Source organism: Pseudideonella sakaiensis, from assembly GCF_048320135.1.
GTDB lineage: Bacteria > Pseudomonadota > Gammaproteobacteria > Burkholderiales > Burkholderiaceae_C > Ideonella_A > Ideonella_A sakaiensis_A.
Genome location: NZ_CP182947.1, coordinates 416,337 through 442,565, shown reverse-complemented (window position 1 = coordinate 442,565; position 26,229 = coordinate 416,337). Strand labels below are relative to the sequence as shown.

The window sequence follows — 26,229 nt, the reverse complement described above, 5'->3', positions numbered from 1 at the left end:
GCCAGGCTCGGGATCGCGCCTCAGCCCGGCCGACAATCCGGCGATGAACCTCGCCGAAACCCATCTGCGCCAGATCCTTGCCGCGATGGCGGGGCCGACGGCACGGCCGCGCGAAGACCAGACGGCTGCAGTGGCCGCGCTGGTCGAGCAACGGGCGCGGGTGCTCGTCGTGCAGGCGACAGGATGGGGCAAGTCGGCGGTTTACTGGGCCGCGACGTCGGCTCTGCGCGCAGGCGGCAAGGGGCCGACGCTGATCGTCTCGCCGCTGCTGGCGCTGATGCGCGACCAGGTCGCCGCGGCGGCGCAGGCCGGCCTGCGCGCGGAGACCATCAACTCGACCAACCTCGGTGAATGGGACGCGGTCTTCGACGACATCGCCGCCGATCGCCTCGACGTGCTGCTGGTCTCTCCCGAACGGCTCGGCAACGCCGGTTTTGCGAAGCGCCTGCCCGGCCTGCTGGCGGCGACCGGCTTGATGGTGATCGACGAGGCGCACTGCATCTCGGACTGGGGCTTCGACTTCCGCCCCGACTACCAGCGGCTGGCGAAGACCTTGCTCGGCATCGGCGCCGACACGCCGGTGCTGGCCACCACCGCGACTGCAAACGATCGGGTCACGCACGACATTGCCCGCCAGCTCGGCCCGCAGACCATCACCTTTCGCGGCTCGCTTGCCCGCTCGTCACTGCAGCTGGTGGTGGTACCCGGCCTCGATGCGCTGCAGCGTTACGCCTGGGTTGCCGATGCGCTCGATGCCTTTGTGGGCTCCGGCATCGTCTATACGCTGACGGTCGCCGAGACCGAACGGCTGGCCGGCTTTCTTCGTTCGTGCGGATTCGAGGTCGCGGCCTACTACGGTGGCCTGGAGGCCGGCATTCGGCAGCAGGTCGAGGATGGGCTGCGCCGCAATGCGCTGAAGGCGGTGGTCGCAACCTCGGCGCTCGGCATGGGCTACGACAAGCCCGACCTCGCGTTCTGCATCCACGTCGGCTCGCCGGCCTCGCCGGTGGCCTATTACCAGCAGGTCGGCCGCGCCGGCCGGGCACTCGACGAAGCCGTCGCGGTGCTGCTGCCGGCCGAGTCCGATCAACGGATCTGGGACTATTTCGCGACCGCCGGCGTGCCCGACGAAGCACGCGTCGGGAAGATCATCGATGCCCTGACCGACAAGCCGCAGAGCCTGCTCGAACTCGAAAATGCGACCACGATGCGTCGCGGGCGGCTCGAGGGCCTGCTGAAGATCCTGGCCGCCGACGAGGTGGTGCAACGTCAGGGATCGGCCTGGGCCCTGACCGGCAAGGCATGGACCTTCGACGACGAGCGCTGGCAGGCGCTGGCGCAGGTGCGCGAACGCGAGGCAGGGTTGATGCGCTCGTTTGCTGCCGGCGAGGGTTGTCTGATGCGTTTTCTGCAGGAGGCGCTGGACGACCCCGCGCCGGCCGACTGCGGGCGTTGCAGCGTGTGCACCGGCAGGCTTCCGGGCCCCGGCGCCAGCCCGGCCGCAGCGCGCACCGAGGCGGCGCGCGTGTTCGCGCGTGGCCAGGACGTGGTCATCGAGCCGCGCAAGCTGTGGCCGAGCGGCGGCGCCAGCAAAGGGGGCCGCAAGGGGAAGATCGTCGGCTGCAGCGAAGGCCGCGCACTGGCTTTCGCCGATGACCCCGGTTGGTCCGACGTGCTGCTGCCGCTGTTTGCCGCGCCAGACGGAGCGGCGCCCCGGCAGTTGCTCGACGGGCTGATCGGCATTCTCGGCCGCTGGCGGCGCAGCTGGGGAGACAGGCCGGTGGCGGTGGTGCCGATGCCGTCCGATCAATACCCGCAGTTGATCGGCTCGATCGCCGCACATGTTGCGCAGGTCGGTCGATTGCCGCTGGTCGGCGCGCTGCAACTGTCCGGACGCCTGCCCGACGCCGACATCGCATCGGGTGCCAAGGTGGCTGCGCTGGTCAGGGCGTTGTCGCTGCGATCGGACGTCGAGGTGCCGGGCGGTCCGCTGCTGCTGGTCGGTGCCCGCTACCGCAGCGGCTGGTCGATGACGGTGGCGGCCGCGCTGCTGCGCGAGGCCGGCGCCACTGCGGTGCTTCCGCTGGTCCTGCACCAGCTGCCTTGAGCCGGTGGCGCAGACGGCGGCGCGGCAGGGTGCAGAATCATTTGTGATGGTGACCGCCACCTTCCGCTTCTAGCAGCGGCTGAACGACTTTTGGTTGCCGATGCACAGCTCGGCCGCATTGCATTGGACTGCAGCCGCGATCCCGTCAGCCGTTCCGCCGCGCCACCCAGTAGGTGCCGCCTTCGGGGCCGTAGCGCTCGTCGTGCGGCACATTCGCCTGCAGGTGGAAGCGATCGCCGGGTACCAGCCGGCGCGTCGGCCCGTCCTGTTCGGTCAGCCACATCTCGCCCTGCACGAACAGTGCATTGGCTTCGAACGGATGGCTGTGCGTCGGGACGATCTGGCCGGGCTCCCAGCGGCGCTCGATGACCTCGTCATAACCCTCGGCGAGCATGCGGTCACGGAATGTCTCGAATGTGGTGTCGATGGCGGTCACGGCGGCTTGGCTGGGTTTGTTGGACGGGTCGCCATCGTGCAACCGATCGGCAGCATTGGCAATTGAAGATCTTTGATTGCAACGATTGATGAGGGCTGCACTGTCCAGGCGCACCCGCGGCGGCCAAGGCGACGCTGAATAAGTCCCCGTGAATGAGCGCGCTTCGGTTTCGGATGGGGTGCAAGGCGCAAACCGCAGCCATAGCGCCAGCCATGGCGAGGATTTGCAACGCAGCAGACCGCCGAAAGCGAGGATGCGCTCGCCGTGAGGGACTTGTTCAGCGTTGCCTCAAACCTTCGCTGCGCAGTTGACCATCCACAACACGCCGAAGCGGTCGGTCAGGCTGCCGAAATAGTCGCCCCAGAACATCTCTTGCAGCGGCATCTGCACCGTGCCGCCGTCCGCGAGCGCCGCGAACAATCGATCCGCATCGGCGCGGGTATCGGGTTCGAGGTTGATCGACACGTTGTTGCCGGCATTGAGCTTGAAACCCATCGACTGCGGTGCATCGGTGCCCATCAGCACATGGCCGCCGAGGATCGGCAGTTCGACATGCATCACCAGATTGCGGTCGGCTTCGGGCAGCGGCGGCTGGCCCGGTGCGCTCGGCATCTCGCTGAAGCGATGCAGCGGGCCGTTGAATTCGGTGCCGAAAACCGAGCGGTAGAAAGTGAACGCCGGTTCGGTCTCGCGGACGAAATGGAGGTAGGTGCTGACGCGGGCCATCGCAATTCTCCTTGGATCATCGAACACCGATGATGCCGCAGTGCCGACACCGCTGCCAGCATCGTGCGTCGAACTGCCGCCAAAAAGGGCCTGCACTCGACGTGTCCGGATGGCGCGGCGCACAATCGGCCATGGCCACCCGCCGCGCGCTTGCGCGGGCGTGTGCCGCCATCGCCACGCTGCTGCTCGTGCCGGACGCACTGCCAGCAGGCGAAGCGGCACACGATGCCGCGACCTTCCGCGGGCCGCTGCTGCGGCAGATGCTCGCGTTCGGCCCGTGGCCGCCCGCGATCCGCACCGATCCGAGCAACCGCCTGTCCGGTGACCCGTTTGCGATCGATTTCGGCAGACGCCTGTTCTTCGACTCGATGTTGTCGAGCAACGGTTATGTGGCGTGTGCAAGCTGCCATCAGCCCGACCGCGGCTGGACCGATCTGCGCGCCCGTGCGCAGGCGCTCGGGCCGTCGCGGCGCAATACGCCACCGGTCGAGAACCTGGGCTTGCAACGGTGGTGGGGCTGGGCCGGCGCCAGCGACAGCTTGTGGATGGCGACGCTGCGCCCGCTGCTCGACCCCGATGAAATGAATTCGAATCCGCGGCTGGTCGCGCGCCGGCTGTCGCTCAATGCCGACCTCGGCTGCCGCTACCGCAGGCTGTTCGGTCCGCTGGGTGACCGGCCGGACGACGCGGTGATGGTCAATCTGGCAAAAGCGATGGCCGCATTCCAGGAGACGCTGGTGACCGGCCGCACGCCTTTCGACGATTTCCGCGATGCGCTTGCGGCCGGCAAGACATGGGCAACGGGCCGCTACCCGGCAGCGGCGAAACGAGGGCTCGCGCTGTTTGTCGGCAAGGCGCAGTGTTCACGATGCCATTCGGGCCCGGCTTTCAGCGACGGCCGCTTCCACGTCACCGGCGTCGCAATGGGCATCGCCTGGGCCGAGCCGGACCCAGGTCGCGTCGACGGTCTGCGGCGCCTGCGCACGAGCGGGTTCACACTGCGCGGCGCGCACAATGATGACCCCGCGCGAGCGCTGCCGCCGGCACTGCCTGCGCCAGTGGACGATGGCCTGCTGCGCGGCGCGTTCCGCACGCCGGGGCTGCGCAATGTGGCGGTGACCGCGCCGTACATGCATGACGGCAGCCTCGACACGCTCGAGGCCGTCGTCGCGCGTTATGCGCAGATCGGCCCGCGGGTGCCGGCCGACAGCGGCAAAGCCGAATTGCGAGTACCGACGCTGAACGGCCGCGAGATTGCCGATCTGGCTGCCTTTCTGCACACGCTGACCGACGAGCGCGGCGCGTCGCGCATGCCGGAAGCGGCCGCGCCGCCGGCATGCGACTGATACCGGAAGGGCAGCTGCTTGTGGCTTGACGACGATCAAGCCGACTGACCTGCACGACCACCAGAATGCAGATTCCTGAAGCCCGAAGGAGTCCACATGAGACGCCATCTTTATGCCGCCGTGACTGGCCTGATGCTTGCCACCTCCGGCTGCTCGCAACCCAACGCGGGCATGGGCCCCGGCATGATGGGCGGCTACGGTGGCCATGGCATGGGCCCCGGCATGATGGGTGGCTACGGTGGCCAAGGCATGGGGCCCGGGATGATGGGCGGCTACGGCATGGGCCCGGGGATGATGTGGGGTTACCGCGGCGGCGCACCGTTCGTGTCCTTGGACCTCAGCGCCGAGCAGCGCCAGCAGATCGACGCCATCCTCGAAGAGAGTGCAAAGGCACGCTGGGCGCTGATGGGCACGATGCACCAGCAGGAGTTCCACATGCACGCGCCCCATGGTGCGACAGCGGGCGACGAGCAGGCCGCGCGCAAGGCCTACCAGGCGATGGCCGAGGCGCACAAGGCGATGTTCGAACTGAGCCTCGATACGCGCAAGCGCATCGACGCCGTGCTGACCAGGGAGCAGCGCGACAAGCTGCGCAGCAACTGAGCGGCTGGCCGGCCTGGCCGGTGATCAGGTCGTGCAACGCCGGCCGCGCGACGGCGACCGACAAACGAAGCCTCAGCCGCCCCGGTCGTGCGCGAACACGATTGCCTCAGCACGTGTGCGCAGCCCGAGCTTGTCGAGGATGCTCGACACCTGGTTGCGCACGGTTTTTTCGCTCTTGCCGAGTTCGATCGCGATGCTGTGGTTGTCGAGTCCGCGCGCAACCAGGCGCAGCACCTCGCGCTCCGCCGGCGTCAGCGGGTCGTTCGCATCCCCTGTGCCGATGAACGCAAACAGTTCGGTCAGGAAGGTCGTCCAGGCCGGCTCGTCCTCGAGCAGCACATGGTTGTCGCTGTCGAGCGGCAGGAAGCGGGCACCGGGAATCAAGCCGGCCAGCAGCCGCCCCTCCTCGAATGGCACCGCGGCATCGCCGCGCGCGTGAATCACCAGCGTCGGCACTCGGACCTGCCGCGCCAGATCGGTGACGTCAACCTGCTGGAAGGCTTCGAGCAGCCGCGCCGCATCGTCGGCACTCGAGGTCAGGCGCTGCAGATCGGTCCACCAGCGCAGCTGCTCGGTCGTGCCGCGAGGGATGAAGCGGCGCGTGAAGACTTCGCGGAAGGCCGGATTCTGGCCGCCCCAGCCGACCCGAATCAGGTTTACAAGCGTCTGCGCCTCCAGCCGTGCGGCATCGCTCGGCTCCCGCCGCAGTGCGCCGCGTCCGTAGGCGCCCATCAGCACCAGGTGCGACACCCGCTCGGGATGCGCGACCGCATAGCGGATGGCGGCCGCGCCGCCCTGCGACATCGCCAGCAACGCGACGCGCTCGAGGCCCAGCGCCTCGATCACCGCGCCGAGATCGCCGACCCAGGCATCGAGCGAGTAATCGGCGACGCCGTGGTCCGACAAGCCGCAGCCGCGCTGGTCGTAGCGGATATAGGTGTGGTGGCGCGACAGCGCGTCGAGCCACGGCCGCCAGACCGGGCTGGCGTTGTCGTCCTCGACGTGGGTCAGCCAGTGCGCCGCGCGCAGCAGCGGCGGCCCGCAACCGATCGACGCGACGGCAATCCGCACCCCGTCGGGCGAGGTGATCAGGCGGATGCGCTGGCGGCCCGGCATGGCCGATTGTCGCGCCGAGGGACAGGCACCCCAAACAGGCGTGGCATCCGAGCCGTACCGACGCCTGGCGCGGGACAGCTGCCCCATGCGCGGCCGGCGGCCGGCAGCGACCATCGTGTCACGTCGATCCGACGCGATGACACGAGGAGAGCCTGATGCAACCCGAACTGCAATCCACCGATTCAGCCCGTTATGCCCGCACGATCGAGGCATCGAAGCGGATCCGCTGGGACATCGACCGCGACGTGATCCGCGGCCGCAACTTCGACTTCAGCGACAGTTTTCTGCCCGACGGGCTGTCGCTGGCCGACGAGCTGGCCTTTCTCGACCCGGCCCAGCGCCGCCTGTTCGGCCAGGTCCAGGGCCGCACCTACGCGAACATGTTTGCGCTGGTCGAGCGCTTCATCGGCGCGATGATGCTGGAGCAAAGCCGCGACCACCGGCTCGGCGACCAGATCGCGCTCGAGGCGATGGTGCGCGTGACCGACGAAGAGCTGAAACACCAGGAACTGTTCCGCCGCATCGAGCGGCTGGTCGCAGAGGGCATGCCCGACGGATACCGCTTCGACGTGCCGGCCAACGACGTCGCGGCCTTCGTGCTCGGCAAGTGCGATTGGGCGGTGCTGGCGCTGACCTGCCACATCGAGCTGTTCTCGCAGGCGCACTACCGCGCCAGCATCGCACCCGCCGACGGCCTGTCGCCGCTGTTCAAGGACATCTTCCTGTTCCACTGGAAGGAGGAGTCGCAGCATGCGATCGTCGACGAACTCGAGTGGACGCGCGTCGACCGCAAGCTGGCGTCAGACGCCGAGCGTGATGCCGCGGTCGCCGACCTGATCGCGCTGGTGCAGGGTGTCGACGGCATCCTGCAGGCTCAGGCGGCGGCCGATGCCGGGTATTTCCTGCGCATCGCGCAGATTCCGGACGCCGATCCACGCGCCGAGGCGGTCTGCAAGACGTTGCTGAAGGCCTACCGCTGGCAGTACATCGTGTCCGGCGCGATGCAGCCACGCTTCCAGCACCAGCTTGCCGGGCTGGTCAGCGCGGCGCAGCTGCAGCGCATCCAGGCGGCGCTTGAACCGCTGGCCTATGCCGTTCCGGACCGCTCCGAGGCGGTGCACGCGATGACGCATTAAGGTTGCGCGGCCGGCACGCCGGCCGCGCAGGTGGTGGCTCGAATCAATCGAGCTTGGCGCCAGAGGCCTTGACGACCTCGGCCCAGCGCTGGATCTCGCTGGAGACGAACTTGCCGAAATCGGCGCCGTACAGGTTTGGTGTCTCTGCGCCGAGCGCTGCCCAGCTCGCCTTCAGTTCGTCGGACGCCATTGCCTTGCTCATCAGGTCGCGCATGCCGTCGATCGCCTCCTTCGGCGTGCCCTTCGGCGCCCACAGGCCGTACCAGGTCGAGACCTTGTAGGTCGGCACGCCGGCCTCGGCGGCGGTCGGCAGGTCGGGGAAGCCTGGCGCACGCTTTTCGGCGCCGATCGCGATCGCCTTGATGCGGCCGCCCTTCAGGTGTCCGGCCGACGAGCCGAGGCCGTCGAACATCATGTCCACCTGGCCCGCCATCAGGTCCTGCAGCGCCGGGCCGGCGCCGCGATACGGGATGTGCGTGATGAAGGTCTTGGTCTGCAGCTTGAACAGCTCGCCGGCGAGGTGGTGCGAGGTACCGTTGCCAGCCGAACCATAGTTCAGCTTGCCCGGGTTCTTGCGGATGAACTCGAGCAGGCTCTTCAGATCCGTCGCCTGAACCTTCTGCGGGTTGACGACGATGACCTGCGGCACGCTGGCGATCAGCCCGACCGGCACGAAGTCATTCTCCAGGTTGTAGTCGAGCTTCGGATACATCGACGGGGCGATCGTGTGGTGGACCGCACCCATGAAGAACGTATGGCCGTCCGGCGCGGCGCGCGCGGCGGTCGTCGCACCGACGTTGCCGCCGGCGCCGCCGCGGTTGTCGATGACGAACTGCTTGCCGCTGAGCTTGGTCGTCGCGGCGAACAGTGGCCGCGCAAACGCGTCGGTGCCTCCGCCGGCAGGGAAGGGCACGACGATCGTGACCGCGCGGCCGGGCCAGGTCTGCGACCAGGCGGCCGGTGCCGTCGCAGCCAGGGCGGTTGCGGCGATCGACAGCAGTGCCTGGCGACGCGCGAATTTCGGAGTGAAGGGGGTCATCTTTGTCTCGGTCTCGTTGTGGTGGGATGTCGGATCGGGCGCAAGACTACATCAGCCGGCTGCGCGCCGGGCGCAATCATGCCGTGGCGGCGATTCCCTTGCTTCAGCCGGATTGCCTGTTGCAGTGGCGGTGGCCCTGCGCGGCCCCCAGGTCGACGCGCCGATCGCCGCCTTTCAGCTTTGCCGGGCGTTCCCGGCAGACCGGGCTTTAGGTTGCTAGCATCGCGCGATGCTGCGCCATCTTCTTGCCTTTTTGATCCTTGCCGTTGCCGGCGCCGCCGCGGCGCAGGACGACGTTCCGTTCGTCACGACGCCCGACCATGTCACGCAGACGATGCTCGAACTGGCCGGTGTCGGCCCCGCCGATCATCTGATCGACCTCGGCTCTGGCGATGGCCGCATCGTGATCACTGCGGCGCGCCGTTTCGGTGCCAGCGGCCAGGGGGTCGAGATCGTTGGCGAGCTGGTGCGCAAGAGCCGCGACCTGGCGCGCCGTGCCGGCGTCGACAAACGGGTCGAATTTCTCGAGCAGGATCTTTTCGAGACCGACCTCAGCCGCGCGACCGTCGTCACGATGTATTTGTTGCCGACGGTCAATCTGCAGCTTCGCCCCCGCCTGCTCGGTCTGCGCGCGGGCACGCGCATCGTCTCGCACGACTGGGACATGGGCGACTGGAAGCCTGACCGCACACGCCGCGTCGCTGTGCCGGACAAGCCGCTCGGCCTCGACAAGGCGTCGACGCTGTTGCTGTGGATCGTGCCGGCGCGGGTGCATGGCAACTGGTGCTCTGGCGATGCCCGGCTCGATCTGACGCAGCGTTTCCAGACCTTTTCGGCCACGCTGACGCGTGGCGAATCGACGGTACCGCTGTTGGTCTTCGACGGTCGCATCGACGGCAAAACACTCGCGGCAGACGGTGTTTTCGGCGCGAGTCTGCAGGTGCTCGACAGCGGACAACTCGAGCTGCGCTCGATCAGCCAGCCGGCGCAGGACCTGGTCGGTCGGCGATTCGTGCGTTCGGACGGCGCAAGCTGCCGCTGAGAACCGACTCGGCGAGTCGGCTGCAGGCCGCGAGGGCCGCTGGCAACGGAACCCGCCCGGAGTGGCCTTGCATTGTGCTCAGCTTCAGACAGCGCGCCCCTTTTCAGCCGGCCGTCCATTCGTGTACCGGCGCGCCATCGGCCTGCCGCGCGGTGTATTCGCGGGTCAGTCGGGCCATGTCGGCGCCATGGCGCGCGACGAAGGCGCGTTGCCAGTGTGCGCCGGTGCGCCCGGTCTCGACGCGCGCCTCGATGGTCCGCAGCCACCGGTCGGCCAGCGCCGGATCGACCTGCAATGAAGCGAGCCCGGCGCGTGCGGCGTCGATCAAGCTGTCGAGGATCAGCTGGCGCAGTCCGGTCTGCTGGCCGGCGAGCCACTGCACGTCGGCGGCGAGGCCGAGGCGGGCAGCCTGATAGAAATTGTCGCGCGCCGCCGTGAAGGGCAGGTGCAGCTCTGGCGGGTCGTCGGCATCGGCAAGGTGTCGCGTCAGGCCGTAATAAAACGCGATGTTGGCGATCATGTCGGTAATCGACGGGCCGGCCGACATCGGCCGGTGCTCGATCCGCAGGTGCGGCGTGCCATCGTCGTCGAAACCGACCAGCGGCCGGTTCCAGCGCCAGATCGTGCCGTTGTGCAGCCGCAGGTGGGGCAGGCGATCCGCCGGCTCGTCGAGCTCGATCGGCAGCAAGGGGTCGAACAGATCGACGTTTTCGGCAAAACATTCGAGCATCGAGAAGCCGACATAGCCGCTGCCGAACGAGACGCGCTGCAGGTCGCCGCGGTAGGACGCCGGCCGGGCACCGACGTCGATCGCCTGCTCGAACAGCGCAATCCGGCTTTCTTCCCACAGCGGCTGGCCAAACAGGAACGGTGCGTTGGCCGAAATGGCAACCGTCGCCGCCGATGCGATCAGCGAGGCGTTGTAGGCGCGGGCGGCGGCCTCCGGCGCCACCTGCAGATGAGCCTGCAACGAGGTTGCGCCGGCCTCGAGCATCACATCGGCGTGGCTGCGTACCAGGTGGTGGCCGTCGGCAGCTTCGATGTCGAGCCGGATCGGCCGTCCGCCACGGCTGCGCAGCACCTGCTCATTGATCGCCTGGTAACGCGTGCGGTCCGACATGTTGACGAGCGCGAGGTCGGCATCGACCAGCGTGGGCAAGCTGCCGATTGCCGCGACGCGCAGCCCCATTTCGCCGGCCACCTGCTGGCATTGCTGCCAGGTGCGCTGCAGATCGGCCGCCAGCCGTGCCAGCCCGCTGCCCGCGAGCGGCTGCGGGGCCACATTCATCTCGATGTTGAACTTGGCCAGTTCGGTGACGACATCGGGCGAGCCCAGGCGCTGCAGAAACTCGTCGTTGCAAGGCGCCGGGCGGCATTGCGAATCGATCAGCCAGGCCTCGAGTTCGAGGCCAGCCATCGGCGGGCGGCGCGACAGCGCACCGCGCTCGACGAGCGCGTGCAGGTGAGCGGTTTCGTCGCGCAGTCGGCGGGCGAAAGTCGCGAAGTCGTGTGCGCGGAAATGCCCCTCGGCAATGTCCTGACCCATCGGGCCATTCTCACCGCTATCGGCAAGGAGCGCGAATGATCGTCAACGCGCGCCGCCCGGCGCACCGCATCAATCCCGGTACGACGGATCGATGCGGTCCAGCATCCTGATCAGCGCCTGCCAGTCGCGCCCCTGCACATAGGAATCGTCGCCGGCGAACTGGCGGCAGGTGCGTTCGGGGACGCCGGCCGGCGATGTTCAGTCCATCCGCAGCCCAAGGTCGGTGGCCGCCTTCGGCAGCACGGCCAGTTCGCGCTGGATCACGGCGCCGAAGGCTTCGGGTGTATTGCCGGTCGCCGGCGCGACGCCGCCGAGCTCGTTGAGGCGCTTGCGGAACTCGGGCTCGGCGACGATCTGCGCGATCTTCTGGTTGAGCAGCGCGACGACCGCCGGCGGCGTCTTGGCCGGTGCGACCAGGCCGAACCAGACGTCGAAGTCGACACCGCCTTTGAGCCCCTGCTCGGTCAGCGTCGGCAGGTCGGGCCACAGGTCGGAGCGCTCGCTGCGCAACTGGCCGAGCGCGCGCAGTTTGCCGCCTTGCAGGAAGTTGCGGGCATCGGCGGTGCCGAGCAGGCCCCAGCGCACCTCGTTGGCCATCAGCGCCTGCACCAGCGGCGAGCCTCCCTTGTACGGAATGTGTGAATAGTTGCCGTCGGCATGGCTGTTGAGCAGCTCGGACGCCAGGTGCGACAGGCCGCCGGCACCAGCCGATCCGTACGGCAGTCCGTTCTTGCCGGCTGCCTTGCCTGCGGCGACGAGGTCCCGTGCCGTCTTGTACGGCGAGTCGACCGGTACCACCAGAACCAGCGGCGCGAGCGAGACGCGTGCGACCGGCACGAAATCGGCGGCGGTGAAGCCGGCTTTGCTGTAGGTGGTCGGGTTGATCGACAGCATGCCGGTCAGGCTCATTGCCAGTGTGTGGCCGTCGGCCGGGCTCTGCAGCAGTGTGACCATGCCCAGGTTGCCGCTCGCGCCGGGTTTGTTCTCGATCACGACCGTCTGCTTGAGCTCCTCCTGCAGACGCGGTGCGAGCAATCGTGCGGCGACGTCGGTCGCACCGCCGGCCGGATACGGGACGATGATCTTGATCGTCTTGGTCGGGAAGGCGGCCGACTGAGCGAGTGCGGGGGCGGCGGCGATGGCGGCTGAGCCGATCAACGCGGCGCCGGCAAGCAGGCGGAAAAATGTCATGCGGTTCTCCTGGGTGTTGTGGACGGGAAGGGGAAAGGAAGGGAGAAGAAAGGGTGCGACGCCAACCGCTCACGCAGGTCGGCTGCCGTTCTCGTACTGCTGCTGTTGCTGCTCCATCGCCTGCCAGCCGATCAGCTGCTTGAATTCGGCCACGGTCGTGCGGCCGCAGGGCAGGTCGGCCAGCGGCCGCCCGCGTCGCTGCGACAGCGCGTCGAGGTTGGTGCGGATGGCGTGCACCATGCTCATCAGCGTGACGAGCGGGTAGGTCGCGAAGGCGGCGACCGATTCGATTTGGGGACGGGTCAGCTGCATCATCCAGGTGCCTTCCATCAGGATCAGCGACAGCGGCCGCCCGCTCGCCTCACGCAGGCGCACCAGCCCGTCGTACGAGTCGAAGGTGCGCGAGATCGGCTGGACCAGATCGGCGCCGGCCTCGGCATAACGTGCCAGGCGCTCGATCGCTTCGTCAGGGTCGGTGGCATCGGTGCGCGCGACGATCAGCAGGTCGGGATCCCGACGAGCATCAACCGCGGCCCGGACCTTTCCGACCGCTTCGGCGATCGGCAAAGTCAGCGGTTGCGTCGCAGCGACCGGGCAGCGTTTTGGACTGATCTGGTCCTCGAGTTGCAATGCGGCCGCGCCGGCTTTCTCGAACGCACGCACGGTGCGTACGACATTGAGCACATTGCCATAGCCCGTATCGGCATCGGCGAATATCGGCTTGCGCACGACATTGGCGATGTTGTCGACCACACCGAGGTTTTCGCTCAGTGTGTACAGTTCCATGTCGGGCTGGCCGAGCAGCGCGGCCGAGACGCCGAAGCCGGTCGTGAAGACGCCGTCGAAGTCCGACTGGTCGACAAGCAGCGCCGACAGTGCATCCTGCGCGCCGGCGAACCAGACGGTGTCGCCGCTGGCGACGCGGCCGCGCAAGGGTTTTCGATCGATCATGCTGAAAGTCCTTTGGTTTGCGCCAGGCGCGTCTTCAGGTAGGGAATGAGACCACCGGCCTCGAGTGTTCCGCGCTCGGATGCCGACAGCGGCTGAAGCGGCAGCGCCGCACGCCCGCCCGATATCCGCACCGCAGCAGCAGTCCAGTCGACCTCGACCTCGTCGCCGCGCCGCGCCGCCGCGACGATGCCGGGACAGGTAACGAGCGGAAAGCCCATCGCGATCTCGCCGCGGAAGAAGCCCGGCGAAAACGACTCGGCGATGACGCCGGCGATGCCGAGGTGGCGCATCGCGCGCATCGCCGGGTAGTGCGGGTGGCCGTAGCCGAAATTGCGTCCGCCGACGAGCAGGTCGCCGCGCTGCACACTGGCTGCGAATTCCGGCTCACGGTCGACCATTGCGAGCTTTGCGAGCTCGTCGATATCGGTGATCTTGATGTTGCGCACGCCGATGATCAGGTCGATGTCGAAATCGTCCTCGTCGAAGACCCAGGCGATGCGGCCACGCAGATTCGGCAGGCTCATCGTGCTGCCTCCAGGTAGGGTCGCGGGTCGGCGATTCGGCCCTCGATCGCCGACGCGGCAACAACCGCGGCATTGCACAGATAGATCTCCGAATCGACGCTGCCCATGCGTCCCGGGGTGTTGAGCGTGCCGGTCGACACCGCGCGCTGGCCGTCGGCCATCGTCGCGATGCGGCCGTAGCAGTAGTCGCAGGTCGGCGAGCTGATGAAGGCGCCGGCCTCGACCAGGCATTCGATCAGCCCTTCGCGCGCCGCCTGCGCCATGATCGCCTGCGAGGTGGGCACCACGTGGAGCTGGAAGCCGGGTTTGACCTGGCGCCCGCGCAGCACGTCGGCCGCGGCACGCAGGTCCTCGATGCGCCCGCTTGCGCATGAGCCGAGGTAGCCGGTGTGCACTTCCAGCCCGAGGTGTTCGGACAGGTTGCGCGTATTGGCCGGGCTCGGTGGAACGACGACGATCGGCTCGAGTGCGCTGACGTCGATCGTGACGCTGCGCTCGTAGACCGCCTCGGGATCGGGATGGACCGGCTCGAGGTCGAGCTTGTTGCGGCCGTCCAGCCAGGCCAGCGTGCGCGCGTCGGGCGCAATCAGCATCGTGCTGGCGCCGAGGAACATCGCCTGGCCACAGATCGTCTGCCGGCCGTCGATGCTCATCGCGTCGATCACCGGACCACAAAGCTCGACCGCCTTGAACGCACAGGACGCCGGGCCGAGCACGCGCACGATGTGGTGAAACACGTCACGCGCCATCACACCGGGCTGCAGCGTACCCGTCAGCTCGATGCGCACGGTCGCCGGCACGGTCATCGCGAGCTTTTCGGAGACGAAGGTTTCGAGCACGCCCTTGCGTGCGCCGAAGGCGTAGGCGCCGAAGGCGCCGAGCTGGCTCACGTGGCCATCGAAATGCACGATGAACGCGCCCGGCGTCGCGTGCCCGAGTTCGGCCGCGACCTGATGGCCGATGCCCTTGCGCTCGTGCACCGCCACGCCCTGCGCGGCCCCCCAGGCGCGGGTGCCGCGGTGCAATTCCTCTTCCTTCGGTGCGGCGGCCGGGACCATGTGGTCGATGAAGAGGACGAATCGCTCGGGGCTCGACACCTGCTCGACGCCGAACTCCTCGCGGGTCTCGCGGAAGAAGACATCGGTATAGCCCGGGAAGTCGTAGGCGATGACAAAGTCGGGCCGGGCCTCGATCTCGTCGCCGGCACGTACATGCGCCCGGCCGCTCGCGCGGGCCAGGATCTTCTCGGTCATTGTCTGCGGGATCGGATCTGTTAGAGTTTCCACAATATGGCAATAGAATGGTTGGGCGGCTGACCGGGATTGGACTCCCCACATGGGCGGAGACGACTTGGTGACAACCCGAATGTTTGCCGCATGGTGGAAACAAGTGAAGTCAGAAGAAATTTCAATCGCACCCGGCGCTGCCAGCCCCGCCCGCAGTGGCACGCAAAGCCTGGAACGCGTCGTCGGCATGCTGCGGGTCATTGCCTCACGCGGACGTAACGGCATGCGACTGGGCGACGTTGCGGCCGCGAGCGGGCTGCCGACCTCCACCTGCTTCCGCATGCTGCAGCGGCTGGAGGTCGAGGAGTTGGTCGAGCGCCATCCGGTGACACGCAAATACTTTCTCGGCCCGCTGCTGCATGAACTTGGCCTGCTGGCGCGTCCGCGCTACCAGCTCGCGCAGCGATGCGAGTCGACGCTTCGCGATCTTGCCGAGCAGACCGGCGACACCGCCTACCTGAGCGAGCGGCGAGGCCTGGAGGCGGTGTGTACGGCAAGTGCGCTGGGTGACTATCCGATCAAGGCGCTGACGCTGGACGTCGGCATCCGCCGACCGCTCGGCGTCGGCGCTGGCGGGCTGGCGATCCTGTGCGCGCTGCCCGAAGCCGAAGCCGACGAGGTGATTGACGTGAACGCGCATCGTTACGGCAAGCTGTCGTCGCTCGATCCCGCGCAGGTTCGTGCTGCAGTGTGCGAGGGGCGGCAGCGCGGCTACGCGTTTCTCGATAGTGCGGTTGTGCCAGGAACTGCCGCCGTCGCCGTCGCATTTCCTTCGGACAACCCCGTCGCGGCGATCAGCGTCGCCGCGATCTCGGCTCGGCTCGATGCCGAACGCCGTGCCAGCATCGCAACCGACCTGCAGCGCATGTTGCGGCAACTGACACGCAGCCTGGCCGGCGAACGAGCAGGCGGCTAGCGCTGTCCGCTTCCTCGCTTGGTCGACGAAGTGCCACATTCGCCGAACCCGCCCGCCTGGCCCGTGGTCGCCCGGAACCCGTTCGCATGCGTTTGAAGCGGCATGGCCGAGTCGCGCCGGCGACCGGCTGATCCGGTCACGGATGCTGGTCTGCAGTTCCGTGACGAAGTGGCGCAGCCCAGGTTGCCATCTCTGTCAGGAGCGCAGGCCCAGCTGTCCTGACATGTTCCGTGACCACGCTGATCAACTTGAGCAAGTTGCCCGCGCCTTGGGGCCAAATCGCGCGTCGTGCCGCACGCCGGGCTGGAGGGGGCGTAATGATTGAAGCGCGCCGCCCGGCGCACCGCATCAATCCCGGTACGACGGATCGATGCGGTCCAGCATCCTGATCAGCGCCTGCCAGTCGCGCCCCTGCACATAGGAATCGTCGCCGGCGAACTGGCGGCAGGTGCGTTCGCAGACGGCGGCCGGCGGGTGGATCACCTCGCTGCCGCCGGCCAGCGCATTGATCTGGATCTGGCACGCGCGCTCGAGGAAGAACATCAGCTCGAAAGCCTCGCGCACGCTGCGCCCCATCGTCAGCAGGCCGTGGTTGCGCAGGATCAGCACATCCTTGCTGCCGATGTCGGCGATCAGCCGCTGCTGCTCGTCGTCGTCGAGGGCGATGCCTTCGAAGTCGTGGTAGGCCAGCCGATCGAGCAGCTTGAACGCATGCTGCGAGATCGGCAGCAGGCCGTGTTTCTGCGCGGCAACGCCGACGCCGGCGGCAGTGTGGGTGTGCAGCACGCAGGCGATCTCGGGGCGTGCGGTGTGGATCGCGCCATGGATCACGAAGGCGGCCGGGTTGATGTCGAGCGGCACGTCCTCAGCCAAGCGGCCGTGCACATCAACCTTCACGAGGTTGGATGCCGACACCTCCTCGTAAAGCAGCCCGAACGGATTGATCAGATAGTGCTCGTGGCTGCCGGGCAGACGCAGCGAGATGTGGTTGTAGATCCAGTCGGTCATCCGGAAATGGGCGATCAACCGGTAGCAGGCCGCCAGTTCGACGCGCGCGGCCCATTCGTCGGCGGGGACGTGCTGCTTCAGCGAGCGCCGCTGTTCGAGAAGTTGTTTCAGATTCGCGTTGTCAAGCATGTCATCTGTCTCCTTCGAAGTTGCAGTTCCGGTCACCGGTCAAGCGGTGCGGCAGCGTTCGATCACATCGGCCGGCAACTCGACACCCGGCAGGCCGCCGAGAAACAGATCGGCCACCACCGGCGCCATCTCGTGGTGGCCGAGCGGGCCGTCGGGGCGCAGCCAGGTGAACAGCCAGTTCATCATTCCGAACAGCAGCATCGTCAGCGGCTTTGCGAGTGTCGCGGCGTCGGCGGGCTGCCAGTCGGCGCGCGCGGCAACGATGCAGTGCGCAAAGGCCTCGACAACCTGGCGCTCCTTGCCGAGCACGCGGGCGCGGTCGGCCTCGCCGAGAAATTTGACATCCTGCGTCAATACGCCGTGGTCGTCGCGGGCCAGTGCATATTCCTCGACGAAGCGGGTGATCAATTGGCGCAGGTGCTGCTGCGGCGCCCAGCGGTGCGTCGCCGCGTCGGCCGCGACCTCGTCGACCAGCGCGACCAGCCGGCTGACATGACCATCGGTGATTTCGGTCAGCAGCTGGTATTTGTCGTTGACATAGTGGTACAGCAGCGGCTTCGAGATGCCGCAGGCCTCGGCCAGGCCGCTCATCGAGGTGGCCGGATAGCCATCGCGCGCAAACAGCCGCGCCGCGGTGCGGACGATGGTGTCGCGCTGGATCGCGAATTCGGCGGAACGGGAACGGGCCATTGCCGGTGCAGCCTCAACGCTGGTCGAGGCTGATCGCCACGCGGTCGGTCAGCGGATGCGACTGGCAGCACAACACGAAGCCCTGCGCCAGTTCGTCCGGCGTCAGTGCGAAATTGCGCTCCATCCTGACCCGGCCCGACAGCACACGGCCGCGACAGGTCGAGCAGACGCCGGCCTTGCAGGCATACGGCAGCTCGAGGCCGTTGCGCAGCCCGGCATCGAGGATCGACGGGTCGCTGCGCCGGCAGTCGATGCGGCGCTCGAGCCCGTCGATCAGCAGCGACACCACCGCATGGTCGGCATCCTCCGGCGCGTCGTGGTGGATCTGGCCGCCGGCCGGGCCGAGGCCGTCGCCGAAACGTTCGACGTGGATGCGATCGGCGTCAATGCCGGCCGCCGCCAGGCCGGCACAGCTGGCCTCGATCATCCCGGCCGGCCCGCAGACATAGGCGTCGTCGATGCCGGCAGCCGGCACCAGCGCCTGCAGCATCGCCTCGACGCGCGGCTGGTCGATGCGGCCGTTGAACAGTTCGGCTTCCTGGGCCTCGCGCGAAAAGACATGGTGGATTGCCAGCCGGTCGAGGTGGCGGTTTTTCAGATCGGCGAGTTCGTCGCGAAACATCGTGCTCGCCAGCATGCGGTTGCCATAGACCAGCGTTGCATGGCTGCGCGGCTCGCCGCGCAGCAGGCTGCGCAGGACCGCGATCACCGGCGTGATGCCGCTGCCGGCGGCAAAAAAGACGACGTGGCGTTGCCGGGCCGGATCGGTTTGCAGCACGAAACGGCCTTCCGGCGGCAGCACCTGCAGCGTGTCGCCGGGCGCGAGCTGCAACGCCGCCCAGCTCGAAAAACGGCCGCCCGGCAACAGGCGGATCGCAACGCGCAACGCGTTGCTGTCGGCGCTGCTGCCGCAGATCGAATAGTTGCGTCGCACGTCCTCGCCGGCGATGTCGGCACGCAGCGTCAGATACTGGCCCGGCTGGTAGCGGAATGTCTCGGCGACATCCGGGGCCAGTCCGTCGGTTGCAAAACTCAGCAGCAGCGCCTCGGCATCGCGTTCGACCGCGGTGATGCGCAGCGGGTGGAAGTGGACGCTCATTCAGATCGTCTTGAACAGTTCGAACGGTTCGCGGCAGGCGGTGCAGCGGTACAGCGCCTTGCAGGCGGTCGAGCCGAAGGCCGACAGCATTTCGACCGACGCGCTGCCGCAGCGCGGACAGTGGATGCCGCGCGGATGGAAAAGCAGCGGCTGCACAGCACCCGCCGTGCCGGCTACCAGATGCGCCGGCGGCGCGATGCCGTAGCGGCGCAGCTTGTCGTGTGCCTGCGGCGCCAGCCAGTCGGTCGTCCACGGCGGCGACAGTTGCTGCCGGATCGACACCTGTTCTGCGCCGGCGGCGTTCAGCGCGGCAACGATCGCGTCGGCAATCGCCTCGGTCGCCGGGCAGCCGCTGTAGGTCGGCGTCACCGTCACGGTGACGGCGCCGCCGGGATCCAGCGCAACGCCACGGACGATGCCGAGCTCGACAACCGACAGCACCGGAACTTCCGGGTCGAGCACCTGCTCGAGAACCGACCAGACGCCGGCCTCGTCGAGCGATGTTGACTGCACCGGCGGGGCGGTCTGATGATCGGCGGGTGCCATCACTCGCGTCACCACACCGCGCCGGGAAAGGCCCGCGCAACCGATTGCATCTCCGCGAGCAGTCGCCCCATGTATTCGCTGTGCCGACCGTGTTTTCCGCTGGAGAGGAAGGCGCTGTCGGCCGGCCGTAGCAGCGTGGCCTGCTGCAGCAGCGGCTCGACGCTGGCCGTCCAGTCGGCGTGCAGGCCGGACCAGGCCGGACCGAGGCCGCTGGCAGCCGCCTGTTCGTCGATGGCATCGGCGCTGAACCATTCGGCGGTATACGGCCACATCGAATCGAGCGCGGCCTGCATGCGGCGGTGCGATTCGTCGCTGCCGTCGCCGAGCCGCAGCACCCAGTCGCCGGCATGGCGCTGGTGGTAGCGGCTCTCCTTCGCAGCCTTCGCGGCAATGCCGGCCAGCGTCGGCTGGTTCGACCGCTCGAGCGCCCGCCACAACAGGAAGGCCAGGCTCGACCACAAATAGCAGCGCAGCATCGTCCGCGCAAAACACGGCTCGCTGCTGCCGGCGGCCGCATGGGGCAGTTCGAGCAGCGTCGGGTTGAAGAACTCGGCCTCGCGTCGTTGATAGGCCAATGCATCCTCGTCGCGACCGCGGCCTTCGAGCTGTCCGGCCAGCGTCAGCAAGGCACGCGCCTGGCCGATGTGGTCGAGCGCGATATTGGCCAGCGCGATGTCTTCCTCGAGGATCGGTGCATGGCCGCACCATTCGGCGAGCCGCTGGCCGTGGATCAGGCAGGCGTCGCCGAGCCGCAGCAGATAAACCACCTGTGGCGCCGGTGTCGGCGGCGCGGTGCGCACGCCGTTGTCGATTGCCGCCGCGTCGGCCATCACATGTGGTCCAGTTCGCTCGGCAGCTTGTAGAAGCTCGGATGGCGGTAGATCTTGTCCTCGGCCGGGTCGAAATCGCTGCCGCGGTTGTCCGGATCGCTGGCGACGATCTGGTTGGAGCGCACGACCCAGACGCTGCTGCCTTCCATTCGCCGGGTATAGACATCACGGGCGAGCTGTATCGCCATCTGCGAATCGCTTGCATGCAGGCTGCCGCAATGCTTGTGGTCGATGCCGCTGCGGCTGCGCACGAAAACTTCCCACAGCGGCCAGTCGGCCGGCTGCTGCCGTGCAGGCGTATTCATGCCGGAACCTCCGCGGCGCGCGCCGCCTGCTTGGCCGCGTAGGCAACGGCGGCTTCGCGCACCCAGGCGCCGCGCTGCGCGGCGGAAATGCGGGTCGCCAGCCGCTCGCGGTTGCACGGCCCGTCGCCGTTGATCACCGCGCGGAATTCGCCCCAGTCGATTGCGCCGAACTCGTGGCGGCCGAGCTGCTCGTTCCACTTCAGTTCCGGGTCCGGCAGGCTGACGCCGAGGATCTTCGCTTGCGCGACGCAGGCATCGACAAAACGCTGGCGCAGCGCATCGTTCGATTCACGCTTGATGCCCCAGCGCATCGACTGCTCGCCGTGCACCGATTCGCCATCCGGCGGGCCGAACATCATCAGCGACGGCCACCACCAGCGGTCGACCGCATCCTGCACCATCGCACGCTGGTCGTCGCTGCCGTCGCGCATCATCGTCAGCAGCGATTCGTAACCTTGCCGCTGGTGGAAGGATTCCTCCTTGCAGATGCGCACCATCGCACGTGCATAAGGGCCGTACGAGCAACGGCACAGCGGCACCTGGTTCATGATCGCCGCGCCGTCGACCAGCCAGCCGATCACGCCGACGTCGGCCCAGCTGAGCGTCGGGTAATTGAAGATCGAGCTGTATTTGGCGCGGCCAGAATGGAGTGCGTCGATCAGCTCCTGGCGAGCCACGCCGAGCGTCTCGGCCGCGGCGTACAGGTACAGGCCATGGCCACCTTCATCCTGCACCTTCGCAAGCAGGATGGCCTTGCGTTTCAGGCTCGGCGCACGGCTGATCCACTGGCCTTCGGGCAACATGCCGACGATTTCCGAATGTGCATGCTGGCTGATCTGGCGGATCAGCGTGCGCCGGTAATGCTCGGGCATCCAGTCGCGTGCCTCGATGAATTCTCCGGCGGCAATGCGTGCCTCGAAGGCCTGTTCGCGCGCGGTGTCGTCGGCGTCGGTGGCCGGCGTCGGCTTGCCGGCGGCGCGTTGTTCGGCGGCGATCTGGTCGAGTGCCTGCGTATACATCGTTGTTGCTCCTTGTCGCTTGCCGGCTCAGCCGCGCGGGCGCTTGTCGATCACCCGCCGCGCCTTGCCGACCAGCGTGCGTTCGATCGAATCCGGCGGGCCGACGACGACATGCGTGCTGACGCCGGTCAGGTCCTTGATCCGCGCCTGCAATCGGCTGGCGCTGGCGGCCGCGTCGACGGCGCCGGCATCGTGGGCCAGCTCGCAGCGCACCTCGACATCGTCGAGGTGGCCGTCGCGGGTCACGACGATCTGGTATTGCGCGGCCAGCCCGGGTTGCTGCAGCACCAGTTCCTCGATCTGCGTCGGGAACAGGTTGACGCCGCGGATGATCAGCATGTCGTCGCTGCGGCCAACGATCTTGCTCATCCGCCGCATGCTGCGCGCGGTCGGCGGCAGCAGCCGGCACAGGTCGCGGGTGCGGTAACGCACCAGCGGCATCGCCTGCCGGGTCAGCGTCGTGAAGACGAGTTCGCCTTCGGCGCTGCCGCTGGCCGGGTCGTAGGGCAGCACCTCGCCGCTGGCCGGATCGATGATCTCCGGATAGAAATGGTCCTCCCAGACAACCGGGCCATCCTTGGTCTCGATGCATTCATTGGCAACGCCGGGCCCCATCACCTCCGACAAGCCGTAGATGTCGACCGCGTCGATGCCGGCGCTGGCCTCGATCTCGTGGCGCATCGCCTCGGTCCATGGCTCGGCGCCGAAGATGCCGGTGCGGATGCTCATCTCCCGCGGGTCCAGGCCGAGGCGGCGAAACTCCTCGACGATCACCTGCATGTAGCTCGGCGTCACCATGATGATGTCGGGCTTGAGGTCGAGGATGAACTGCACCTGTTTTTCGGTCTGCCCACCGGACATCGGGATCACCGTGCAGCCGAGCCGCTCGGCACCGTAGTGCGCGCCAAGGCCGCCTGTGAACAGGCCATAACCGTAAGACACATGGACGATGTCGCCGCGGCGCCCGCCAGCGGCGCGGATCGAGCGCGCGACCAGATCGGCCCAGGTATCGATGTCGGCCTGCGTCGAACCGACGATGGTCGGCTTGCCAGTGGTGCCCGACGACGCGTGGATGCGCACCACCTGCTCGCGCGGCACCGCAAACATGCCGAATGGATAGTTCGCGCGCAGATCGGCCTTGCTGGTGAATGGAAATTTGGCGAGGTCGGCGAGGCTGCGGCAATCCGACGGGTGCACGCCCAGCGCATCGAACTGCTGGCGGTAAAACGCGACGTTTTCGTAGGCCGCCTGCAGCGTTGCCTGCAGCCGCTGCAGTTGCAGCGCCTGCAATTCGTCGGCGCTGGCGCGTTCGATCGGCTCGAGTTCTGCGGCGGCTCTGGAGACGGTCATCGGTGTTCTCCTGCATCGGCGGTGGCGGCCGGGCGCTCGGCGAGCGGCTCTCCGCCAAGCACCGTGCGTCCTTTCAGCGCATAGGAATGGCCACGGAATATCGCGACCTTGTCGCCGCGCTGGTTGAAGACCTCGCAGTCGTAGACGCCGAGCCGGCCGCCGCAATGCAGTTCGCGGCAGCGGGCAGCCAGCCGGTCTCCCTGCATCGCCGGCAGCAGCAGGTCGACGCTGAAACCCGAGGCGACGCTGACGACATTGCGCGAATTGCAGGCAAAGGCAAATGCCGAATCGGCCAGCGCGGTGATCAGCCCGCCGTGGCAGCTGCCGTGGCCGTTCAGCATGTCGGCGCGCACCTCCATCTCGATCTCGGCGGCGCCGGGCGCGATGTGGGTGATCCGCATGCCGAGCGCGCGCGTTGCATGGTCACGCTCAAGCATTGCATCGCGCACCGCCTCTGCCAGCGCCTGAGGGTCCGCCGGTGGCATCGAGGCGGCTTCGGCATGCATCGCCGGTCTGCTCAGCGGTCGCGAAAGACCGGTGGCCGCTTGGCCTGGAATGCCGCAACCCCTTCCGAAAAATCGGCCTGGCGGCCGAGCCGGCCCTGCACCGCGGCCTCGTTGCGCAGCGCGGCCTCGTAATCGAGCTGCTGCCCGGCATCGATGCTGCGGCGGATTTCGGCCAGCGCTGAAACCGGCATCGCTGCCAGCCGCTGCGCGAGTGTTTCGACCGCGTTGGCAAGTTCGCCATCGTCGACGACCTGCCAGATCAGGCCGATCTTCTGCGCGTCGTCGGCCGACAACTTGTCGCCGAGCATCGCGAGACCCAGCGCACGCGCGCGGCCGACCAGCCGCGGTAGCAGCCAAGTACCGCCACAGTCCGGGATCAGGCCGATCTTCGAGAACGCCTGGATGAAACTGGCGGACCGCGCGGCGACGACGAGGTCGCAGTTCAATGCGAAATTGGCGCCGGCACCGGCCGCGACTCCATTGACCGCGGCAATCACCGGAATCGGCATCGACTGCAGGCGCAGCGCCAGCGGCACATAGTGGCGCTCGACGACAGCGGCGATATCGGGCGTTTCGCCAGGGACCGGTGCCATGCCCGGCTCGTTCAGATCCTGGCCGGCGCAGAATCCGCGGCCGCTGCCGGTGATCACCAGGCAGCGCACGCCGGCATCTTCGGCCGCGGCGTCGAGTGCGCTGGACAAGGCCTTGTGCATCTCGACCGTGAAGCTGTTCAGGGCTGACGGCCGGTTCAGGCTCAGCTGCCGGACCGCGCCGGTCTGGCTGACGACGACCAGCGCATCGGCCGGCGACAGCAGCTGCGCAGCCGACGACGATGGAGAAGGGGTACTCGACATGACCGGACTCCGTTGGGGTGCCGCAGCGCGCGGCAAGTGGCTCGGCCGGCGTTTCGCTGACCGATCGGTCAATGATAGGTCATGGCCCCGGCCTGTGCATCCGGGGGAACACGGCCCTCGACGGGCTGGCCGCGGGGATCAGCGCGGCGCAGCGCTGCCGCCGAGGCGCCGTGCGGCATCTGCCGATGCGGCCTGCCATTCGCTCGCCGCCGCGTCGGCCTTGACCTCGCGGTGTTCGAGCAAGGTCCACGGGCCATTGGCCGATTCGCGATAGGCGGCAACGAGGTAACTGCTGCCGACCTTCATCAGCGGCGCGCCCTGCGCATAGCGGCTGAGCATGATCGGCTGGCCGGCCGGCATCGAAGCCGGTCCGGCGAGCAGCGCGCCGCGGATCTGCTGCCGCTCGCTGCGGCTGCCCGGGGAGACGGTGTCGATCGCATCGCAGCGGATCACCGCAATCAACCGGTCCGCTGGCGCGTAGGGCTGCAATTCCTGGTAGGTCGTGTCGTTGAACATCCTGTTGGCTCCCGTTGCGCCCGTGCCGGCGGCCACGGCGCAGCCGACGATCGCTGCGAGCAGCAGGCCGAGTGTGGCGGAATGGCTCGTTTTCACAGTTCCTGCGCTCCCTTGCCGACCCGCGGCTGGCGCCAGATCCTCGACAACGCGAAGGCCTTGCGGTGCTGGCCGTTGATCAATACCTCGATGTAATCGCCCTCGACGGGGATGCCGCCGACGACGTGGTCCCAGCGGGCGCGGAAAAAGCAGCGGTCGGCCATCGTTTCATAAGCCGAGCTGGCCAGCACCGCATCGTCCGGTGGCTGCGCAACCTCGATCGCCAGGGCCAGCGCCTGGTCGGCTGGCATCGCTTCGCTGCCGCCGGTGGCCAGCACATCGAGGTACCACGACAAGGTCTCGCCGCTGCGTGCATTGAGCCTGACGCTGCAGTCGCTGAGCCTCGAATTGACGGCCAGTGTCATCGGCGCGCCGGCGCTGGCGGTCTGGCCACCGGCTGGCGACAGCAGCAGCCACTCGGCGGCCTCGGCGGCATCGAAATCCTTGCCGGCCAGCGCCGCTTCGCGTTCGAGCAGTGCCAGGTACCAGGTATTGGCGCTGTCGAGTGGCGCCGGGGCTGCCGGTGTTGCGTCAGCCATCGGCGGCCTCCTGCTCGATCGCCTGCGCGGCGCCCCGCGAGCGGCGTATCCGCAGCAACTCGCCGGTCTGGTCGTCGATTGTCAATTCAACCCACAGGATGTCGAGCGCGAGGCGGACGACCCATGCGCTGCGGTCGTAGACCGGGCCGGGCGGCGGCAATTCATCGCGCAGCGGTGCGCCCTCGACCAGTTCGACGATGCGCAGTTCGGCCGCCGCCGGTCGGTAGTTCGCCGGCACGCCATGGGCGGGCGCTGCCGCCTGTGCCGATGCGATCGCCTGTTGCGCGTTCATGTCGCCCCCTGCAGCACGCGCAGCGCCGCGATCTTCGCCGTGCTGCAGTTGATCAGGAACTGGATCGTCGGCGGCAGCCGGTGATGCCGCTGCTTGACCAGCACCGCGAGCATGTCGTCGCTGGTGCGGCTCTGGTCGACCGATTCGATGCGTTTGCCGACCAGACCGGTCGTCGCGCAGATCCGCAGCACCTCGGCCTCCGACAGCTTGTGGAAGGTCGCGCCTTCAAACCGTTTCGGATCATGGAAGAAGCGGACCTGGCCCTGCGCATCGACCTCGATGCGGATCTCGTTGAACTGGTGCCACGCAGCCATCCGTTCGACGTGGACGTGGCGCTTCAGCAGCCCATCCCAGGCGGTCTCGCGATCGACCGGCTGCAGCCGCACGGTGCCCTTCATCAGCGCGTCGAACTGCTGCTGGGCTTCGGCCCTGGCCTTCTTCTGCAGCGTGGCGGCATCGAGCAAGGGATGTCCTCCGTTGACGGT

29 protein-coding genes are annotated in these 26,229 nt (G+C 67.8%); 6 read left to right on the top strand and 23 right to left on the bottom strand.

Annotated features, from left to right (window positions below; genetic code table 11):
• Positions 1-43: 43 nt before the first annotated feature.
• Positions 44-2,107: a RecQ family ATP-dependent DNA helicase gene (locus ACNH6H_RS01965; protein WP_418315171.1), complete on the top strand. Its 2,064-nt coding sequence runs from the start codon at positions 44-46 to the stop codon at positions 2,105-2,107.
• Positions 2,108-2,252: 145 nt separating this feature from the next.
• Here ACNH6H_RS01965 and ACNH6H_RS01960 read toward each other — a convergent pair whose 3' ends face one another.
• Both ACNH6H_RS01960 and ACNH6H_RS01955 read right to left on the bottom strand, forming a co-directional pair.
• The gene (locus tag ACNH6H_RS01960; RefSeq protein WP_418315169.1) at positions 2,253-2,543 is read right to left on the bottom strand and encodes a cupin domain-containing protein; all 291 of its coding nucleotides are present in this window, start codon (positions 2,541-2,543) and stop codon (positions 2,253-2,255) included.
• Between the two features lie 288 nt (positions 2,544-2,831).
• Positions 2,832-3,269 (bottom strand): VOC family protein, encoded by a 438-nt coding sequence (locus tag ACNH6H_RS01955; protein WP_418315167.1) that lies wholly within the window; start codon positions 3,267-3,269, stop codon positions 2,832-2,834.
• A 131-nt stretch (positions 3,270-3,400) separates the two neighbouring features.
• Between ACNH6H_RS01955 and ACNH6H_RS01950 the strand changes: the two genes are divergently transcribed.
• Positions 3,401-4,615 carry a cytochrome-c peroxidase gene (locus ACNH6H_RS01950; RefSeq protein ID WP_418315165.1) on the top strand — a complete coding sequence of 405 codons (1,215 nt, stop codon included), beginning with the start codon at positions 3,401-3,403 and terminating at the stop codon, positions 4,613-4,615.
• 96 nt (positions 4,616-4,711) lie between these two features.
• The gene (locus ACNH6H_RS01945) at positions 4,712-5,218 is read left to right on the top strand and encodes a Spy/CpxP family protein refolding chaperone (protein WP_418315163.1); all 507 of its coding nucleotides are present in this window, start codon (positions 4,712-4,714) and stop codon (positions 5,216-5,218) included.
• 72 nt (positions 5,219-5,290) lie between these two features.
• Here the strand turns inward: ACNH6H_RS01945 and ACNH6H_RS01940 are convergent, their stop codons facing one another.
• Positions 5,291-6,334 (bottom strand): alpha/beta fold hydrolase, encoded by a 1,044-nt coding sequence (locus ACNH6H_RS01940; RefSeq protein ID WP_418315161.1) that lies wholly within the window; start codon positions 6,332-6,334, stop codon positions 5,291-5,293.
• 155 nt (positions 6,335-6,489) lie between these two features.
• Here ACNH6H_RS01940 and ACNH6H_RS01935 point away from each other — a divergent pair, with 155 nt between their 5' ends.
• Positions 6,490-7,470, top strand: coding sequence for a hypothetical protein (locus tag ACNH6H_RS01935; protein ID WP_418315160.1), 981 nt, complete (start codon positions 6,490-6,492; stop codon positions 7,468-7,470).
• A 43-nt stretch (positions 7,471-7,513) separates the two neighbouring features.
• Here the strand turns inward: ACNH6H_RS01935 and ACNH6H_RS01930 are convergent, their stop codons facing one another.
• The gene (locus ACNH6H_RS01930; protein WP_418315158.1) at positions 7,514-8,509 is read right to left on the bottom strand and encodes a Bug family tripartite tricarboxylate transporter substrate binding protein; all 996 of its coding nucleotides are present in this window, start codon (positions 8,507-8,509) and stop codon (positions 7,514-7,516) included.
• 229 nt (positions 8,510-8,738) lie between these two features.
• On the opposite strand from ACNH6H_RS01930, the gene ACNH6H_RS01925 reads away from it, so the two are divergent.
• Positions 8,739-9,551, top strand: coding sequence for an SAM-dependent methyltransferase (locus tag ACNH6H_RS01925; RefSeq protein ID WP_418315157.1), 813 nt, complete (start codon positions 8,739-8,741; stop codon positions 9,549-9,551).
• Positions 9,552-9,654: 103 nt separating this feature from the next.
• On the opposite strand, the gene ACNH6H_RS01920 is transcribed toward ACNH6H_RS01925, so the two are convergent.
• From ACNH6H_RS01920 to ACNH6H_RS01900, 5 genes are all read right to left on the bottom strand, one after another.
• Positions 9,655-11,097 (bottom strand): glutamate-cysteine ligase family protein, encoded by a 1,443-nt coding sequence (locus tag ACNH6H_RS01920; RefSeq protein ID WP_418315156.1) that lies wholly within the window; start codon positions 11,095-11,097, stop codon positions 9,655-9,657.
• A gap of 198 nt (positions 11,098-11,295) precedes the next feature.
• Entirely contained in the window at positions 11,296-12,288 is a 993-nt protein-coding gene (locus ACNH6H_RS01915) for a Bug family tripartite tricarboxylate transporter substrate binding protein (protein WP_418315154.1), read from the bottom strand.
• A 69-nt stretch (positions 12,289-12,357) separates the two neighbouring features.
• Complete coding sequence (locus ACNH6H_RS01910) at positions 12,358-13,239, bottom strand: isocitrate lyase/PEP mutase family protein (RefSeq protein ID WP_418315153.1); 882 nt, start codon at positions 13,237-13,239, stop codon at positions 12,358-12,360.
• A complete protein-coding gene (locus ACNH6H_RS01905) occupies positions 13,236-13,763 on the bottom strand; it encodes a 3-isopropylmalate dehydratase (RefSeq protein WP_418315151.1) in 528 nt (175 codons plus the stop codon). The genes ACNH6H_RS01910 and ACNH6H_RS01905 overlap by 4 nt, the downstream gene beginning before the upstream one ends.
• Positions 13,760-15,016: a 3-isopropylmalate dehydratase large subunit gene (locus tag ACNH6H_RS01900; RefSeq protein WP_418315149.1), complete on the bottom strand. Its 1,257-nt coding sequence runs from the start codon at positions 15,014-15,016 to the stop codon at positions 13,760-13,762. Before ACNH6H_RS01900 ends, ACNH6H_RS01905 begins: the two co-directional genes overlap by 4 nt.
• A 112-nt stretch (positions 15,017-15,128) precedes the next feature.
• Between ACNH6H_RS01900 and ACNH6H_RS01895 the strand changes: the two genes are divergently transcribed.
• Positions 15,129-15,965, top strand: coding sequence for an IclR family transcriptional regulator (locus ACNH6H_RS01895; protein WP_418315147.1), 837 nt, complete (start codon positions 15,129-15,131; stop codon positions 15,963-15,965).
• A gap of 348 nt (positions 15,966-16,313) precedes the next feature.
• On the opposite strand, the gene ACNH6H_RS01890 is transcribed toward ACNH6H_RS01895, so the two are convergent.
• The 14 genes from ACNH6H_RS01890 to ACNH6H_RS01825 form a co-directional block, all read right to left on the bottom strand.
• Positions 16,314-17,102, bottom strand: a complete 789-nt coding sequence (locus ACNH6H_RS01890; RefSeq protein ID WP_418315145.1) for a class II aldolase/adducin family protein — start codon at positions 17,100-17,102, stop codon at positions 16,314-16,316.
• Positions 17,103-17,141: 39 nt separating this feature from the next.
• The gene (locus ACNH6H_RS01885) at positions 17,142-17,792 is read right to left on the bottom strand and encodes a TetR/AcrR family transcriptional regulator (RefSeq protein WP_418315143.1); all 651 of its coding nucleotides are present in this window, start codon (positions 17,790-17,792) and stop codon (positions 17,142-17,144) included.
• 13 nt (positions 17,793-17,805) lie between these two features.
• Positions 17,806-18,891 (bottom strand): 2Fe-2S iron-sulfur cluster-binding protein, encoded by a 1,086-nt coding sequence (locus tag ACNH6H_RS01880; RefSeq protein WP_418315142.1) that lies wholly within the window; start codon positions 18,889-18,891, stop codon positions 17,806-17,808.
• Positions 18,892-19,437, bottom strand: coding sequence for a 1,2-phenylacetyl-CoA epoxidase subunit PaaD (paaD, locus tag ACNH6H_RS01875; RefSeq protein ID WP_418315141.1), 546 nt, complete (start codon positions 19,435-19,437; stop codon positions 18,892-18,894).
• Between the two features lie 8 nt (positions 19,438-19,445).
• Entirely contained in the window at positions 19,446-20,267 is an 822-nt protein-coding gene (paaC, locus tag ACNH6H_RS01870; protein ID WP_418315139.1) for a 1,2-phenylacetyl-CoA epoxidase subunit PaaC, read from the bottom strand.
• Positions 20,267-20,572 carry a 1,2-phenylacetyl-CoA epoxidase subunit PaaB gene (gene paaB, locus ACNH6H_RS01865; RefSeq protein ID WP_418315137.1) on the bottom strand — a complete coding sequence of 102 codons (306 nt, stop codon included), beginning with the start codon at positions 20,570-20,572 and terminating at the stop codon, positions 20,267-20,269. The genes paaC and paaB overlap by 1 nt, the downstream gene beginning before the upstream one ends.
• Positions 20,569-21,591, bottom strand: coding sequence for a 1,2-phenylacetyl-CoA epoxidase subunit PaaA (paaA, locus tag ACNH6H_RS01860; RefSeq protein ID WP_418315135.1), 1,023 nt, complete (start codon positions 21,589-21,591; stop codon positions 20,569-20,571). Before paaA ends, paaB begins: the two co-directional genes overlap by 4 nt.
• 27 nt (positions 21,592-21,618) lie before the next feature.
• Positions 21,619-22,941: a phenylacetate--CoA ligase PaaK gene (gene paaK / locus ACNH6H_RS01855; protein ID WP_418315133.1), complete on the bottom strand. Its 1,323-nt coding sequence runs from the start codon at positions 22,939-22,941 to the stop codon at positions 21,619-21,621.
• On the bottom strand, positions 22,938-23,426 hold the full coding sequence (gene paaI, locus ACNH6H_RS01850) for a hydroxyphenylacetyl-CoA thioesterase PaaI (RefSeq protein ID WP_418315132.1): 489 nt from the start codon (positions 23,424-23,426) through the stop codon (positions 22,938-22,940). Before paaI ends, paaK begins: the two co-directional genes overlap by 4 nt.
• 32 nt (positions 23,427-23,458) lie before the next feature.
• Positions 23,459-24,301, bottom strand: a complete 843-nt coding sequence (locus tag ACNH6H_RS01845) for an enoyl-CoA hydratase-related protein (protein ID WP_418315130.1) — start codon at positions 24,299-24,301, stop codon at positions 23,459-23,461.
• 138 nt (positions 24,302-24,439) lie between these two features.
• On the bottom strand, positions 24,440-24,817 hold the full coding sequence (locus ACNH6H_RS01840) for a hypothetical protein (protein WP_418315128.1): 378 nt from the start codon (positions 24,815-24,817) through the stop codon (positions 24,440-24,442).
• Positions 24,818-24,909: 92 nt separating this feature from the next.
• Complete coding sequence (locus tag ACNH6H_RS01835) at positions 24,910-25,452, bottom strand: hypothetical protein (RefSeq protein WP_418315126.1); 543 nt, start codon at positions 25,450-25,452, stop codon at positions 24,910-24,912.
• Complete coding sequence (locus ACNH6H_RS01830; RefSeq protein WP_418315124.1) at positions 25,445-25,744, bottom strand: hypothetical protein; 300 nt, start codon at positions 25,742-25,744, stop codon at positions 25,445-25,447. The genes ACNH6H_RS01835 and ACNH6H_RS01830 overlap by 8 nt, the downstream gene beginning before the upstream one ends.
• Positions 25,741-26,208 carry a hypothetical protein gene (locus tag ACNH6H_RS01825; protein WP_418315123.1) on the bottom strand — a complete coding sequence of 156 codons (468 nt, stop codon included), beginning with the start codon at positions 26,206-26,208 and terminating at the stop codon, positions 25,741-25,743. Before ACNH6H_RS01825 ends, ACNH6H_RS01830 begins: the two co-directional genes overlap by 4 nt.
• Positions 26,209-26,229 lie beyond the last annotated feature (21 nt).

Excerpts from the sequence above, each read along its gene's own strand:
- ACNH6H_RS01965 (WP_418315171.1), top strand. The coding sequence starts at position 44 with ATGAACCTCGCCGAAACCCATCTGCGCCAGATCCTTGCCGCGATGGCG.
- ACNH6H_RS01955 (WP_418315167.1), bottom strand. The coding sequence starts at position 3,269 with ATGGCCCGCGTCAGCACCTACCTCCATTTCGTCCGCGAGACCGAACCG.
- ACNH6H_RS01950 (WP_418315165.1), top strand. The coding sequence starts at position 3,401 with ATGGCCACCCGCCGCGCGCTTGCGCGGGCGTGTGCCGCCATCGCCACG.
- ACNH6H_RS01945 (WP_418315163.1), top strand. The coding sequence starts at position 4,712 with ATGAGACGCCATCTTTATGCCGCCGTGACTGGCCTGATGCTTGCCACC.
- ACNH6H_RS01940 (WP_418315161.1), bottom strand. The coding sequence starts at position 6,334 with ATGCCGGGCCGCCAGCGCATCCGCCTGATCACCTCGCCCGACGGGGTG.
- ACNH6H_RS01935 (WP_418315160.1), top strand. The coding sequence starts at position 6,490 with ATGCAACCCGAACTGCAATCCACCGATTCAGCCCGTTATGCCCGCACG.
- ACNH6H_RS01930 (WP_418315158.1), bottom strand. The coding sequence starts at position 8,509 with ATGACCCCCTTCACTCCGAAATTCGCGCGTCGCCAGGCACTGCTGTCG.
- ACNH6H_RS01925 (WP_418315157.1), top strand. The coding sequence starts at position 8,739 with ATGCTGCGCCATCTTCTTGCCTTTTTGATCCTTGCCGTTGCCGGCGCC.
- ACNH6H_RS01920 (WP_418315156.1), bottom strand. The coding sequence starts at position 11,097 with ATGGGTCAGGACATTGCCGAGGGGCATTTCCGCGCACACGACTTCGCG.
- ACNH6H_RS01915 (WP_418315154.1), bottom strand. The coding sequence starts at position 12,288 with ATGACATTTTTCCGCCTGCTTGCCGGCGCCGCGTTGATCGGCTCAGCC.
- ACNH6H_RS01910 (WP_418315153.1), bottom strand. The coding sequence starts at position 13,239 with ATGATCGATCGAAAACCCTTGCGCGGCCGCGTCGCCAGCGGCGACACC.
- ACNH6H_RS01905 (WP_418315151.1), bottom strand. The coding sequence starts at position 13,763 with ATGAGCCTGCCGAATCTGCGTGGCCGCATCGCCTGGGTCTTCGACGAG.
- ACNH6H_RS01900 (WP_418315149.1), bottom strand. The coding sequence starts at position 15,016 with ATGACCGAGAAGATCCTGGCCCGCGCGAGCGGCCGGGCGCATGTACGT.
- ACNH6H_RS01895 (WP_418315147.1), top strand. The coding sequence starts at position 15,129 with ATGTTTGCCGCATGGTGGAAACAAGTGAAGTCAGAAGAAATTTCAATC.
- ACNH6H_RS01890 (WP_418315145.1), bottom strand. The coding sequence starts at position 17,102 with ATGCTTGACAACGCGAATCTGAAACAACTTCTCGAACAGCGGCGCTCG.
- ACNH6H_RS01885 (WP_418315143.1), bottom strand. The coding sequence starts at position 17,792 with ATGGCCCGTTCCCGTTCCGCCGAATTCGCGATCCAGCGCGACACCATC.
- ACNH6H_RS01880 (WP_418315142.1), bottom strand. The coding sequence starts at position 18,891 with ATGAGCGTCCACTTCCACCCGCTGCGCATCACCGCGGTCGAACGCGAT.
- paaD (WP_418315141.1), bottom strand. The coding sequence starts at position 19,437 with ATGGCACCCGCCGATCATCAGACCGCCCCGCCGGTGCAGTCAACATCG.
- paaC (WP_418315139.1), bottom strand. The coding sequence starts at position 20,267 with ATGGCCGACGCGGCGGCAATCGACAACGGCGTGCGCACCGCGCCGCCG.
- paaB (WP_418315137.1), bottom strand. The coding sequence starts at position 20,572 with ATGAATACGCCTGCACGGCAGCAGCCGGCCGACTGGCCGCTGTGGGAA.
- paaA (WP_418315135.1), bottom strand. The coding sequence starts at position 21,591 with ATGTATACGCAGGCACTCGACCAGATCGCCGCCGAACAACGCGCCGCC.
- paaK (WP_418315133.1), bottom strand. The coding sequence starts at position 22,941 with ATGACCGTCTCCAGAGCCGCCGCAGAACTCGAGCCGATCGAACGCGCC.
- paaI (WP_418315132.1), bottom strand. The coding sequence starts at position 23,426 with ATGCCACCGGCGGACCCTCAGGCGCTGGCAGAGGCGGTGCGCGATGCA.
- ACNH6H_RS01845 (WP_418315130.1), bottom strand. The coding sequence starts at position 24,301 with ATGTCGAGTACCCCTTCTCCATCGTCGTCGGCTGCGCAGCTGCTGTCG.
- ACNH6H_RS01840 (WP_418315128.1), bottom strand. The coding sequence starts at position 24,817 with ATGTTCAACGACACGACCTACCAGGAATTGCAGCCCTACGCGCCAGCG.
- ACNH6H_RS01835 (WP_418315126.1), bottom strand. The coding sequence starts at position 25,452 with ATGGCTGACGCAACACCGGCAGCCCCGGCGCCACTCGACAGCGCCAAT.
- ACNH6H_RS01830 (WP_418315124.1), bottom strand. The coding sequence starts at position 25,744 with ATGAACGCGCAACAGGCGATCGCATCGGCACAGGCGGCAGCGCCCGCC.